7 protein-coding genes, 2 tRNA genes, 2 rRNA genes and 1 riboswitch are annotated in these 13,219 nt (G+C 52.8%); of the genes, 2 read left to right on the plus strand and 9 right to left on the minus strand.

Going from position 1 to position 13,219, the window contains the following annotated elements:
• Positions 1 to 37: 37 nt before the first annotated feature.
• The 6 genes from JZ655_RS20465 to btuB all read right to left on the minus strand — a co-directional run bounded on the left by JZ655_RS20465 (position 38) and on the right by btuB (position 7,952).
• A 23S ribosomal RNA gene (locus tag JZ655_RS20465) occupies positions 38 to 2,943 on the minus strand.
• 171 nt (positions 2,944 to 3,114) lie between these two features.
• Positions 3,115 to 3,190: transfer RNA gene (locus JZ655_RS20470), tRNA-Ala, on the minus strand.
• Between the two features lie 60 nt (positions 3,191 to 3,250).
• A tRNA-Ile gene (locus tag JZ655_RS20475) sits at positions 3,251 to 3,327 on the minus strand.
• A gap of 70 nt (positions 3,328 to 3,397) precedes the next feature.
• Positions 3,398 to 4,937, minus strand: a 16S ribosomal RNA gene (locus tag JZ655_RS20480).
• The 16S and 23S rRNA genes sit together here with 2 tRNA genes alongside, the layout of an rRNA operon.
• 380 nt (positions 4,938 to 5,317) lie before the next feature.
• Positions 5,318 to 6,169 (minus strand): glutamate racemase, encoded by an 852-nt coding sequence (gene murI, locus JZ655_RS20485; RefSeq protein WP_040078055.1) that lies wholly within the window; start codon positions 6,167 to 6,169, stop codon positions 5,318 to 5,320.
• Positions 6,114 to 7,952, minus strand: a complete 1,839-nt coding sequence (gene btuB, locus JZ655_RS20490) for a TonB-dependent vitamin B12 receptor BtuB (RefSeq protein WP_207292619.1) — start codon at positions 7,950 to 7,952, stop codon at positions 6,114 to 6,116. Before btuB ends, murI begins: the two co-directional genes overlap by 56 nt.
• Before the next feature lie 67 nt (positions 7,953 to 8,019).
• Positions 8,020 to 8,194: riboswitch (cobalamin riboswitch) on the minus strand.
• 104 nt (positions 8,195 to 8,298) lie between these two features.
• Between btuB and trmA the strand changes: the two genes are divergently transcribed.
• Entirely contained in the window at positions 8,299 to 9,399 is a 1,101-nt protein-coding gene (gene trmA / locus JZ655_RS20495; protein WP_207292620.1) for a tRNA (uridine(54)-C5)-methyltransferase TrmA, read from the plus strand.
• A gap of 5 nt (positions 9,400 to 9,404) precedes the next feature.
• Here trmA and JZ655_RS20500 read toward each other — a convergent pair whose 3' ends face one another.
• Both JZ655_RS20500 and fabR read right to left on the minus strand, forming a co-directional pair.
• Complete coding sequence (locus JZ655_RS20500; protein WP_046886226.1) at positions 9,405 to 9,764, minus strand: YijD family membrane protein; 360 nt, start codon at positions 9,762 to 9,764, stop codon at positions 9,405 to 9,407.
• Positions 9,764 to 10,408: an HTH-type transcriptional repressor FabR gene (fabR, locus tag JZ655_RS20505; protein WP_040078051.1), complete on the minus strand. Its 645-nt coding sequence runs from the start codon at positions 10,406 to 10,408 to the stop codon at positions 9,764 to 9,766. The genes JZ655_RS20500 and fabR overlap by 1 nt, the downstream gene beginning before the upstream one ends.
• Positions 10,409 to 10,604: 196 nt before the next feature.
• Between fabR and sthA the strand changes: the two genes are divergently transcribed.
• Positions 10,605 to 12,005, plus strand: coding sequence for a Si-specific NAD(P)(+) transhydrogenase (sthA, locus tag JZ655_RS20510; protein WP_207292621.1), 1,401 nt, complete (start codon positions 10,605 to 10,607; stop codon positions 12,003 to 12,005).
• Here sthA and oxyR read toward each other — a convergent pair.
• A complete protein-coding gene (gene oxyR, locus JZ655_RS20515) occupies positions 11,988 to 12,905 on the minus strand; it encodes a DNA-binding transcriptional regulator OxyR (RefSeq protein WP_040078048.1) in 918 nt (305 codons plus the stop codon). The genes sthA and oxyR overlap by 18 nt on opposite strands.
• Positions 12,906 to 13,219: the final 314 nt, after the last annotated feature.

Here is a 13,219-nt window from a genome sequence, read left to right on the forward strand (position 1 = left end):
TGTCTCTGTCTCTTCGCCGAAACAGCTTCGGCGTTGTAAGGTTAAGCCTCACGGTTCATTAGTATCGGTTAGCTCAACGTATCGCTACGCTTACACACCCGACCTATCAACGTCGTAGTCTTCAACGTTCCTTCAGGACTCTCAGGGAGTCAGGGAGAACTCATCTCGGGGCAAGTTTCGTGCTTAGATGCTTTCAGCACTTATCTCTTCCGCATTTAGCTACCGGGCAGTGCCATTGGCATGACAACCCGAACACCAGTGATGCGTCCACTCCGGTCCTCTCGTACTAGGAGCAGCCCCCCTCAATTCTCCAGCGCCCACGGCAGATAGGGACCGAACTGTCTCACGACGTTCTAAACCCAGCTCGCGTACCACTTTAAATGGCGAACAGCCATACCCTTGGGACCTACTTCAGCCCCAGGATGTGATGAGCCGACATCGAGGTGCCAAACACCGCCGTCGATATGAACTCTTGGGCGGTATCAGCCTGTTATCCCCGGAGTACCTTTTATCCGTTGAGCGATGGCCCTTCCATTCAGAACCACCGGATCACTATGACCTGCTTTCGCACCTGCTCGAGCCGTCACTCTCGCAGTCAAGCTAGCTTATGCCATTGCACTAACCTCCTGATGTCCGACCAGGATTAGCTAACCTTCGTGCTCCTCCGTTACTCTTTAGGAGGAGACCGCCCCAGTCAAACTACCCACCAGACACTGTCCGCAACCCGGATTACGGGTCTACGTTAGAACACCAGCCATTAAAGGGTGGTATTTCAAGGATGGCTCCACGCAGACTGGCGTCCACGCTTCAAAGCCTCCCACCTATCCTACACATCAAGGACCAGTGTTCAGTGTCAAGCTATAGTAAAGGTTCACGGGGTCTTTCCGTCTTGCCGCGGGTACACTGCATCTTCACAGCGAGTTCAATTTCACTGAGTCTCGGGTGGAGACAGCCTGGCCATCATTACGCCATTCGTGCAGGTCGGAACTTACCCGACAAGGAATTTCGCTACCTTAGGACCGTTATAGTTACGGCCGCCGTTTACCGGGGCTTCGATCAAGAGCTTCGCGTTGCCGCTAACCCCATCAATTAACCTTCCGGCACCGGGCAGGCGTCACACCGTATACGTCCACTTTCGTGTTTGCACAGTGCTGTGTTTTTAATAAACAGTTGCAGCCAGCTGGTATCTTCGACTGATTTCAGCTCCACCCGCAGGGGCTTCACCTACACATCAGCGTGCCTTCTCCCGAAGTTACGGCACCATTTTGCCTAGTTCCTTCACCCGAGTTCTCTCAAGCGCCTTGGTATTCTCTACCTGACCACCTGTGTCGGTTTGGGGTACGATTTCGTGTTACCTGATGCTTAGAGGCTTTTCCTGGAAGCAGGGCATTTGTTACTTCAGCACCGTAGTGCCTCGTCATCACACCTCAGCGTTAAAAAGGAACCGGATTTACCTGGAACCTCCGCCTACATGCTTAAACCGGGACAACCGTCGCCCGGCTAACATAGCCTTCTCCGTCCCCCCTTCGCAGTAACACCAAGTACAGGAATATTAACCTGTTTCCCATCGACTACGCCTTTCGGCCTCGCCTTAGGGGTCGACTCACCCTGCCCCGATTAACGTTGGACAGGAACCCTTGGTCTTCCGGCGAGCGGGCTTTTCACCCGCTTTATCGTTACTTATGTCAGCATTCGCACTTCTGATACCTCCAGCATGCCTCACAGCACACCTTCAACGGCTTACAGAACGCTCCCCTACCCAACAACACCTAAGTGTCGCTGCCGCAGCTTCGGTGCATGGTTTAGCCCCGTTACATCTTCCGCGCAGGCCGACTCGACCAGTGAGCTATTACGCTTTCTTTAAATGATGGCTGCTTCTAAGCCAACATCCTGGCTGTCTGTGCCTTCCCACATCGTTTCCCACTTAACCATGACTTTGGGACCTTAGCTGGCGGTCTGGGTTGTTTCCCTCTTCACGACGGACGTTAGCACCCGCCGTGTGTCTCCCGTGATAACATTCTTCGGTATTCGTAGTTTGCATCGGGTTGGTAAGCCGGGATGGCCCCCTAGCCGAAACAGTGCTCTACCCCCGAAGATGAGTTCACGAGGCGCTACCTAAATAGCTTTCGGGGAGAACCAGCTATCTCCCGGTTTGATTGGCCTTTCACCCCCAGCCACAGGTCATCCGCTAATTTTTCAACATTAGTCGGTTCGGTCCTCCAGTTAGTGTTACCCAACCTTCAACCTGCCCATGGCTAGATCACCGGGTTTCGGGTCTATACCCTGCAACTTAACGCCCAGTTAAGACTCGGTTTCCCTTCGGCTCCCCTATACGGTTAACCTTGCTACAGAATATAAGTCGCTGACCCATTATACAAAAGGTACGCAGTCACACCACTAGGGTGCTCCCACTGCTTGTACGTACACGGTTTCAGGTTCTTTTTCACTCCCCTCGCCGGGGTTCTTTTCGCCTTTCCCTCACGGTACTGGTTCACTATCGGTCAGTCAGGAGTATTTAGCCTTGGAGGATGGTCCCCCCATATTCAGACAGGATACCACGTGTCCCGCCCTACTCTTCGAGTTCACAGCAAGTGTGTTTTCGTGTACGGGACTTTCACCCTGTACCGTGCGACTTTCCAGACGCTTCCACTAACACACAAGCTGATTCAGACTCTGGGCTGCTCCCCGTTCGCTCGCCGCTACTGGGGGAATCTCGGTTGATTTCTTTTCCTCGGGGTACTTAGATGTTTCAGTTCCCCCGGTTCGCCTCGTTAACCTATGTATTCAGTTAACGATAGTGCAACGAGTTGCACTGGGTTTCCCCATTCGGACATCGCCGGGTCAAAGGTTCATATCACCTCGCCGGCGCTTTTCGCAGATTAGCACGTCCTTCATCGCCTCTGACTGCCAGGGCATCCACCGTGTACGCTTAGTCGCTTAACCTCACAACCCGAAGATGTTTCACTTCTGATTGCGAAAATTTGAGAGACTCGAACACACATAACATGTGTGTCGTTTCAATTTTCAGCTTGATCCAGATTTTTAAAGAGCAAAACTTCGCAGCGCACCTTTTCAGGTACACTCTGAAGTTTTCTTGTTATCGCAGTAAAAGGATGGTGGAGCTATGCGGGATCGAACCGCAGACCTCCTGCGTGCAAGGCAGGCGCTCTCCCAGCTGAGCTATAGCCCCATCGTAGTTAATCTCGTGAACCGCAATTCCTGTCGCCGCAACGCAGCTTCAGCAGGAATTTGGTAGGCCTGAGTGGACTTGAACCACCGACCTCACCCTTATCAGGGGTGCGCTCTAACCACCTGAGCTACAAGCCTGCAGAGATTTTTTACTGCTAATTTTCATCAGACAATCTGTGTGAGCACTACAAAGGCAGGTTCTTTAAGGTAAGGAGGTGATCCAACCGCAGGTTCCCCTACGGTTACCTTGTTACGACTTCACCCCAGTCATGAATCACAAAGTGGTAAGCGCCCTCCCGAAGGTTAAGCTACCTACTTCTTTTGCAACCCACTCCCATGGTGTGACGGGCGGTGTGTACAAGGCCCGGGAACGTATTCACCGTAGCATTCTGATCTACGATTACTAGCGATTCCGACTTCATGGAGTCGAGTTGCAGACTCCAATCCGGACTACGACGCACTTTATGAGGTCCGCTTGCTCTCGCGAGGTCGCTTCTCTTTGTATGCGCCATTGTAGCACGTGTGTAGCCCTACTCGTAAGGGCCATGATGACTTGACGTCATCCCCACCTTCCTCCAGTTTATCACTGGCAGTCTCCTTTGAGTTCCCGGCCGGACCGCTGGCAACAAAGGATAAGGGTTGCGCTCGTTGCGGGACTTAACCCAACATTTCACAACACGAGCTGACGACAGCCATGCAGCACCTGTCTCACGGTTCCCGAAGGCACCAAAGCATCTCTGCTAAGTTCCGTGGATGTCAAGAGTAGGTAAGGTTCTTCGCGTTGCATCGAATTAAACCACATGCTCCACCGCTTGTGCGGGCCCCCGTCAATTCATTTGAGTTTTAACCTTGCGGCCGTACTCCCCAGGCGGTCGACTTAACGCGTTAGCTCCGGAAGCCACTCCTCAAGGGAACAGCCTCCAAGTCGACATCGTTTACGGCGTGGACTACCAGGGTATCTAATCCTGTTTGCTCCCCACGCTTTCGCACCTGAGCGTCAGTCTTTGTCCAGGGGGCCGCCTTCGCCACCGGTATTCCTCCAGATCTCTACGCATTTCACCGCTACACCTGGAATTCTACCCCCCTCTACAAGACTCTAGCCTGCCAGTTTCGAATGCAGTTCCCAGGTTGAGCCCGGGGATTTCACATCCGACTTGACAGACCGCCTGCGTGCGCTTTACGCCCAGTAATTCCGATTAACGCTTGCACCCTCCGTATTACCGCGGCTGCTGGCACGGAGTTAGCCGGTGCTTCTTCTGCGAGTAACGTCAATCACCAAGGTTATTAACCTTAATGCCTTCCTCCTCGCTGAAAGTACTTTACAACCCGAAGGCCTTCTTCATACACGCGGCATGGCTGCATCAGGCTTGCGCCCATTGTGCAATATTCCCCACTGCTGCCTCCCGTAGGAGTCTGGACCGTGTCTCAGTTCCAGTGTGGCTGGTCATCCTCTCAGACCAGCTAGGGATCGTCGCCTAGGTGAGCCATTACCCCACCTACTAGCTAATCCCATCTGGGCACATCTGATGGCAAGAGGCCCGAAGGTCCCCCTCTTTGGTCTTGCGACGTTATGCGGTATTAGCTACCGTTTCCAGTAGTTATCCCCCTCCATCAGGCAGTTTCCCAGACATTACTCACCCGTCCGCCGCTCGTCACCCAGGAGCAAGCTCCCTGTGTTACCGCCCGACTTGCATGTGTTAGGCCTGCCGCCAGCGTTCAATCTGAGCCATGATCAAACTCTTCAATTTAAGTTTGATGCTCGTGAATTAAACTTCGTAATGAATTACGTGTTCACTCAGAGACTTGGTATTCATTTATTGTCCGAAGACATTAAGAATCCATGTCACTTTGAGTGCCCACACAGATTGTCTGATAAATTGTTAAAGAGCAGTGCAACGCGGCTTTCAGCTCACCGTTGCGAGGTGGCGTATATTACGCTTTCCTCTTTCAGAGTCAAGCGTTTATTTTCGCTTTTCTCTGCTGGCGTTCATCTCTGAACCCCGCTAACCCGGCGGCCTGTAAGCCGTTGTTCCGTGTCAGTGGAGGCGCATTATAGGGAGTTCTCAGACGTTGACAACCCCTCTTTTAAAAAAAACGTTCAACCGTCTCTTTTTTGCGCAAAATGGTGCTATAGCGCCAGTTTTTCGAGCGTTTCGAAGCCATAACGTTGTAAAACGGGTAAAAGTTGCTCAGTTTCTGCAGTCAATGCCATGCAGTAAGCGATATTCGCATCAGAAGATTTTGCATTTGGCGCTTCATTTTCAAGTAACCATGCTGTTCTTCGTGCAATGGCCGCTCCGGAGTCCACCAGGCGAGTCCCTTCCGGTAACGCGGCAAGCAGTTCATCTTTTAATAGCGGGAAATGAGTACAACCCAACACAACGGTATCTGGTGGTTCAGCCATACGCAGCCACGGGCGCAATATGCGCTGTAACTCTTCCAGCGGCACCGGTTGACCGTGCAGCTTCGCTTCTGCGATTTCGACCAGCTCGGCAGAACCCAGCATGGCTATCTGGCACTCATTGGCAAAGCGCTCAATCAGCTCACGCGTATAAGGACGCTTTACCGTCCCGCGCGTTGCAAGCAAGCCAACCACACCATTGGCCGTCAAACGAGCCGCTGGTTTAATCGCAGGGACCACGCCGACCACTGGGAAGGGAAACTTCTCACGCAGGGCAGGAAGAGAGACAGTACTCGCCGTATTACAGGCAATAATTGCCAATGCCAGGGGGTAGCGTTGTTGTACGGCCGTGACGATTTCCACTACGCGCTCGACAATAAAGTCTTCGCTCTTCTCTCCGTACGGGAATGCCACGTTATCGAAAGCGTAGATGTAATGAAGGTCCGGCAGGAGATGCCGAACCTCATCATAGACCGACAGCCCACCGACGCCGGAGTCAAACACCAGCACGGTAGGGCGTGGATCAGAAGGTGTAGCTGCCAGACAAGGTGTACTCCCGTCCTGCAGTTTGATAGCCATAAACTGTCTCGTAATCTTTATCGAACAGGTTGGCTATTTTACCACGAACTGTCAGATGAGAGGTGACAGGATATGAAGCTGACAGATCTAAAAGGCTATAAGATGGCATGCGGCGCTGCACGCTCGAGAACTGATTCGAGTTGTTGTTATAGCTTTTACCGAAATATTGATAAGACAGATCCATATCAAACCCGAACATGGCCCAGTCCAGCTGATACTTATATTGCTGGCGAGAGCGATGTGCCAGAACCTCGTTATCAGAGTCTCGACGCGGATCCAGATATTCAGCGCTCAGACGGTGCGTCACCGGGCCTGTTTCAAAGTCACCACTCAGCTCTACGCCTTTAATCGTAGCGGACTGGGTATTGAAATAGGTTCCCGTGAAGCCAAAATCAGGGGAGTAGTAATCGATCAGATCCTTAATCTTGTTCTGGTAAGCGGCCAGGCGCCAGTTAACAGGCCCGGTTAACCCCTGAACGCCCACTTCGAACTGACCCGATTTTTCCGCTTTCAGATCTGGATTCGAGGTGATGAACAGACGGCTCTGGCCATACATCTGCCCCAGCGTTGGTGCCTGGAACCCCGTTCCGTAAGAGACAGTAAGCTGGTAGTCAGGTACAAATTCCCAGCCTGCGGCCGTCTGCCAGGTGCCATTCCAGCCAAACTGTTCGTTATCGTCCCCACGAACGGAGCCTTCCAGCGTCACTGTGTCCAGCTTCTGCTGAGCAGTCAGGTAATAGCCGGTATTGTCACGCTTATAATCATCGGAATTACTCAGATCCTCTGACGTCAACTTCTGCTGTTGCCAGTCAATGCCCGCGCTTACCGTGCCGTAGCCTACCGCCAGGCTGTTACCCCACTGGACGTTTTTCTGCGTCATATTGTCGAGCGATGTGCCGGCGTTATACATCCCTGACACGCTGGAGTAGTTGTAATCTTTGTATTTCTGATAACTCCCCGTCAGTTGCGTCGAGTAATTATCGTGACTCCATGCCAGACCGGTTTCATAGGTGTGGTTATAAACCTGGCGTGCATAGCCCGCGTCATAGGCTGTGTTATTGCTATAGCCATAACCACGAACGAACCCGGAAATCTCCTGAGTAAAATTATGATTCAGGCCCGCCCAGAAGGTTTTGTTACGGAAACCATCGTCATCGCGGTCACCGGAGTAGGTAGAGGTGGGCTGGACATTAAATCCCTGGGTCTCGGTGAAGGAGCCCGCGATCGTCGCCAGCGTCGCTTCGCCCAGCTGTTGGCGCACAGTAGCATCGTACTGCTGATAATGATGAGACCCCATACTCGCCTGAACTTTGCCGCCAGGCTGTGAATTCTGGGTGATAATATTGACGACGCCACCAATCGCATCGGCACCATAGACTGCCGAACGTGGCCCGCGAATCAATTCAATGCGCTGAACAAGAGAGAGAGGGAGTTGGCTAAAATCAGAAATCCCCGTGATACCGGATTTTGCCAGCGGAATACCGTCAATTAAAACCAGCGTATGGCGAGCTTCCGCCCCGCGAATATAGACGTAGCTTGATTGCCCCATCCCGCCGTTCTGTGCAATTTGCACGCCGGGTAAACGACGCATCACATCAATAAGATCTTTAGACTGCCAGCGGTCGATATCCTCACGGGTTACGATATCCGTTGAGGCTAAGACTGAGTTAACAGGTTGCTCGAAACGGTTTGCCGTCACCACCATCGTGCTGGCGTTATCTTGCGCCCAGCCCGAAAATGCCGTGACGGACAGCGCCGTACACAGCGATATTTTTTTAATCATTGTAAAAAGCATCCACAATATAAGAAGGATGCCGCAGGCCTCATCTATAGCACGCGATGATGAAACCAAATGCGACGTGATCCCGGCAGGTCTTCGGGCTGGGTGGCGTTATATGGATGAAGACTTCCCATTTTCACAGTGTCTACAACATTCATCCTGCCAATCCTTACCGCTGCGCGTCAGCTCCAGATTTCCACTGGATTCCCTTTTCACTCATTGAGACCGGAAACAGAATGCTACAATTAGACACGTATAGATGTCCAGATAGCTATTAGCCATTAAATCTGGACATCCCCTGCACAATCCCTACAATCCCCGCGTAATTCATTCTCACTCAGGACGCATCATGACCCCCGAACACCTCCCGACAGATCAGTACGACGCGCAACTGGCCGAGAAGGTCGTCCGCCTGCAAAGTATGATGACCCCTTTTGCAGCGCCCGTTCCCGAGGTGTTTCGTTCGCCGGTCAGCCACTATCGTATGCGCGCCGAATTTCGTATCTGGCACGATGGCGACGATCTGTATCACATCATTTTCGACCAGCAGACCAAATCCCGAATTCGCGTGGACACGTTCCCCGCAGCGAGTGAATTAATTAATCAATTAATGACGCTGATGATTGAAGGGGTACGTAATAACCCGGTGCTGCGTCATAAACTGTTCCAGATTGACTATCTGACCACGCAAAGTAATCAGGCCATTGTTTCACTGCTGTATCACAAAGCGCTAAACGATGAGTGGCGTGAGCAGGCAGAAGCTCTGCGCGACGCGCTGCGGGCGCAAAACATTAACGTCCACATTATTGGCCGTGCTACCAAAACCAAAATTATGCTCGACCAGGATTACGTCGATGAACGTCTGCCGGTGGCAGGTAAAGAGATGATCTACCGCCAGGTTGAGAACAGCTTTACTCAGCCGAATGCGGCTATGAACGTACAGATGCTGGAATGGGCATTGAATGCGACGGAAGGGTCAACGGGCGATCTGCTTGAGCTTTACTGCGGTAACGGTAACTTCTCGCTGGCGCTGGCACGCAACTTTGAACGGGTGCTGGCAACCGAGATTGCTAAGCCGTCCGTGGCGGCGGCGCAGTACAACATTGCAGCGAACCATATTGATAATGTGCAGATTATCCGCATGGCCGCAGAAGAATTCACGCAGGCGATGAATGGCGTGCGTGAATTCAACCGCTTGCAGGGCATTGATCTTAAGAGCTACCAGTGCGAGACGATTTTTGTCGATCCCCCACGTAGTGGGCTGGACAGTGAAACGGAGAAGATGGTGCAGGCGTATCCGCGTATCCTCTATATCTCCTGCAACCCGGAAACCCTCTGTAAGAATCTGGAAACGTTAAGCCAGACGCACAAGGTTGAACGTCTGGCTCTGTTTGATCAATTCCCCTACACCCACCATATGGAGTGTGGTGTGTTACTGACGGCTAAATAAAACGCTTACTCCGGCAAGTGATGCTTGCGGCTACGCATTTTGATGCCAATCCAGAACACCAGCGCGACAGAGAGTACGGCCGGCAGGAAGTTAGAGCCAATGTCCGGATACTCTGCGCGCACCACGGTGCTATAGAGCAAGACGCCCAGGACAAAAAACGCCGCTGATAGCGCCGGAAGCCCGACCGGCATGGTGCGATTTTGATAACGCTGATGCAGGCAGTACACCGTGAGTACCAGCGCAATCATAGGGAAGATCGAGAATGGCACAATGGAGCTAAAAATAGCGGCAAAAGAACCATTGATAGACAAGCCAGCGATCAATGCCAGCAACAGCGTACCTTTATCCTGACCAGAATGTTTCATTACTCACCTTCGTCGATTTGATGTGCCATCTTTTCTTGTTCACGGCGATACCAGTAATACGCGCCTTTGGAGATCATCCGCAGCTGTAATACCAGTCGCTCTTCGAGTTGCTTACGTTGTTCAATACCCACATCCAGTGCTTCGGCACCTGCACTGAAAACAATCGTGACCATCGCCTCGGCCTGCGCTTCCGTGAAGGCACGCGGCATATGATTTTCGAGTTCAAGATAGTCGGCAAGTTCCGCGATGAAATGCTGAATTTCACGCGCGACGGCAGCACGGAACGCGGCCGAAGTACCGGAACGTTCACGCAACAGCAGACGAAATGCGTTGGGATTGTTGCCAATAAATTCCATAAAGGTAGAGACCGAGGTGCGAATGACGCTACCGCCCTTGGCAATACGCTGGCGCGCCTGGCGCATCAGCTGACGCAGCATCAGGCCGCTCTCATCCACCATGGTTAGTCCCAGCTCATCCACATCACGGAAATGACGATAGAAGGACGTTGGCGCAATTCCGGCCTCGCGCGCCACTTCGCGCAGGCTCAAACTGGCAAAACTCCGCTCAGCACTCAGTTGACTGAATGCCGCTTCCACCAGCGAACGCCGGGTTTTCTCTTTTTGTTGTGCTCTTACGCCCATCACGATAATTGAATCCTTCCAAAGCCCTGCTGGCACTATACCAGAGTTTAAAATTAATCGATTTGCCTGGCTTTGTTAATGATTGTTTACGCGCGGTTTGTGCTCCACTGCGCGAAAAAAGCACAACGATAATTGGGTTACTCTGGCAATGATGTTATGATTCTGTTGCTTTTATGTATAAGAACAGGTAAGCCTTGCCATGCCACATTCCTACGATTACGACGCAATAGTTATTGGTTCCGGCCCCGGCGGCGAAGGCGCTGCTATGGGACTGGTTAAACAGGGAGCCAGAGTAGCGGTGATAGAGCGCTACCATAATGTTGGCGGCGGTTGCACCCACTGGGGCACCATCCCTTCGAAAGCCCTCCGCCACGCCGTTAGCCGCATCATTGAATTCAACCAGAACCCTCTTTACAGCGACCATTCCCGACTTCTTCGCTCCTCTTTTGCCGATATCCTGAATCATGCCGATAACGTGATTAACCAGCAAACACGGATGCGTCAGGGTTTTTATGAGCGTAACCATTGCGAGATCTTGCAGGGGAATGCCCATTTTGTGGATGAACACACGCTGGCGCTGGAGTGCCACGACGGTTCTGTCGAGACCCTAACGGCAGAGAAATTTATTATCGCCTGTGGCTCCCGCCCGTACCGTCCGGCAGATGTCGATTTCTCGCACCCACGCGTCTACGACAGCGACTCCATTCTCAGCCTGCATCATGAACCTCGCCACGTCATCATCTATGGCGCAGGGGTAATTGGCTGTGAATACGCGTCAATCTTCCGTGGCATGGATGTGAAAGTTGATCTCATCAACACCCGTGACCGTCTGCTGGCGTTCCTCGATCAAGAGATGTCCGACTCCCTCTCCTATCACTTCTGGAACAGTGGAGTAGTGATTCGTCACAACGAAGAGTACGAGAAAATCGAAGGCTGCGACGACGGGGTGATCATGCACCTGAAGTCCGGCAAAAAGCTGAAAGCGGATTGCCTGCTTTATGCTAACGGCCGTACCGGTAATACCGACTCTCTGGCGCTGGAAAAGATCGGCCTTGAGACCGACAGCCGTGGTCAGTTGAAGGTCAACAGCATGTACCAGACCGCGCTACCGCATATCTACGCGGTTGGTGATGTCATCGGCTATCCGAGTCTGGCATCTGCGGCCTACGATCAGGGACGCATTGCCGCACAGGCACTGGTAAAAGGTGAAGCGACGGCGCATCTGATTGAGGATATTCCGACCGGCATCTATACCATTCCAGAAATCAGCTCTGTGGGTAAAACCGAACAGCAGCTGACCTCTATGAAGGTGCCTTACGAGGTCGGTCGTGCCCAGTTTAAACATCTGGCGCGGGCGCAGATCGTGGGGATGAGCGTGGGTACGCTGAAGATTTTGTTCCATCGCGAGACGAAAGAGATCCTCGGCATCCACTGCTTTGGTGAACGCGCCGCGGAAATCATTCATATCGGCCAGGCCATCATGGAGCAAAAAGGGGGTGGTAACACTATTGAATACTTTGTTAACACCACCTTTAACTACCCGACCATGGCAGAAGCCTATCGGGTCGCTGCACTGAACGGTTTAAACCGCCTGTTTTAACGCATTATCGAAATGGCCATCCATCGCCCCTCGGATGGCCTCTGCCAGCTGCTCATAGCGGCTGCGCAGCGGTGATCCCGGACGATAAACCAGGCCAATAGTGCGGCGCGGTTCAGGCTTAATGCACGGCAGATAGACCACGCCATCACGTTTGCGCTCGCGCGGTACGGCCAGCGCCGGCAGCAGTGTAATACCGCTTCCCGCCGCCACCATGTTGCGCAGCGTCTCCAGGCTGGTTGCGCGGAAGTGAGTATCTTCATCCGCCCCCGCTTCGAAACAGAAGCCCATTGCCTGATCGCGCAGGCAGTGACCGTCTTCCAGCATCAGCAGCTTTTCCCCGGCCAGATCGGCCATCGGCACGCGATCGCGGTTCGCCCACGGGTGATCTTCATAGATCGCCAGCATCATTGGCTCATCAAACAGCGGCACCTCGATAAAGGCTTCGCTCTCTTTCACCAGCGCCAGGATGGCACAGTCGAGCTTGCCACTATCCAGTTGCGCCAGCAGCTGATGGGTTTGCGCTTCGTGGAGATACATTTCGAGTTTCGGGAAGGTCTGATGCAGCAGCGGAATAATCTGCGGCAACAGGTACGGGCCAACGGTAGGGATCAGGCCAATATGCAGCGGGCCGGACATGGTTTCCCCCTGCTGGCTTGCCATTTCCTTGAGCACTTTGACCTCGCGCAGCACGGTACGCGCCTGATCCACCAGCAGAAGACCTGCCTGAGTGAACAGCACTTTACGACTGGTGCGCTCCAACAGCATCACGCCAAGCTCATCTTCCAGTTTGCGGATCTGGCCGCTCAGCGTAGGCTGGCTAACGTGGCAGGAGTCAGCCGCCCGGCGAAAATGACGATGCTCAGCTAACGCCACCAGGTATTCAAGATCACGAATATTCATTATTCATCCTCCGTCGCCACGATAGTTCATGGCGATAGATAGCATAGCAACGAACGATTATCCCTATCAAGCATTCTGTTGAATAATACACCACATAGACGAGGCGGTACGTGTTTGACCCTTGACGTCCCCGCCCGTCAAACGAGTTTCTCTCAAACTCGAACAACTAAAGCCAACGTGAACTTTTGCGGACCCCGTGGTCCGCATTTTTTTTGCGTAAAAAAGCCCGGGGATAAAAGCAAAATGGCAACCGAAGTTGCCATTTTAGTGTTTGCACCCTCTCCCCGTGGGAGAGGGCCGGGGTGAGGGCACCA

The sequence above is a fragment of the Leclercia pneumoniae genome (assembly GCF_017348915.1).
Classification (GTDB): domain Bacteria; phylum Pseudomonadota; class Gammaproteobacteria; order Enterobacterales; family Enterobacteriaceae; genus Enterobacter; species Enterobacter pneumoniae.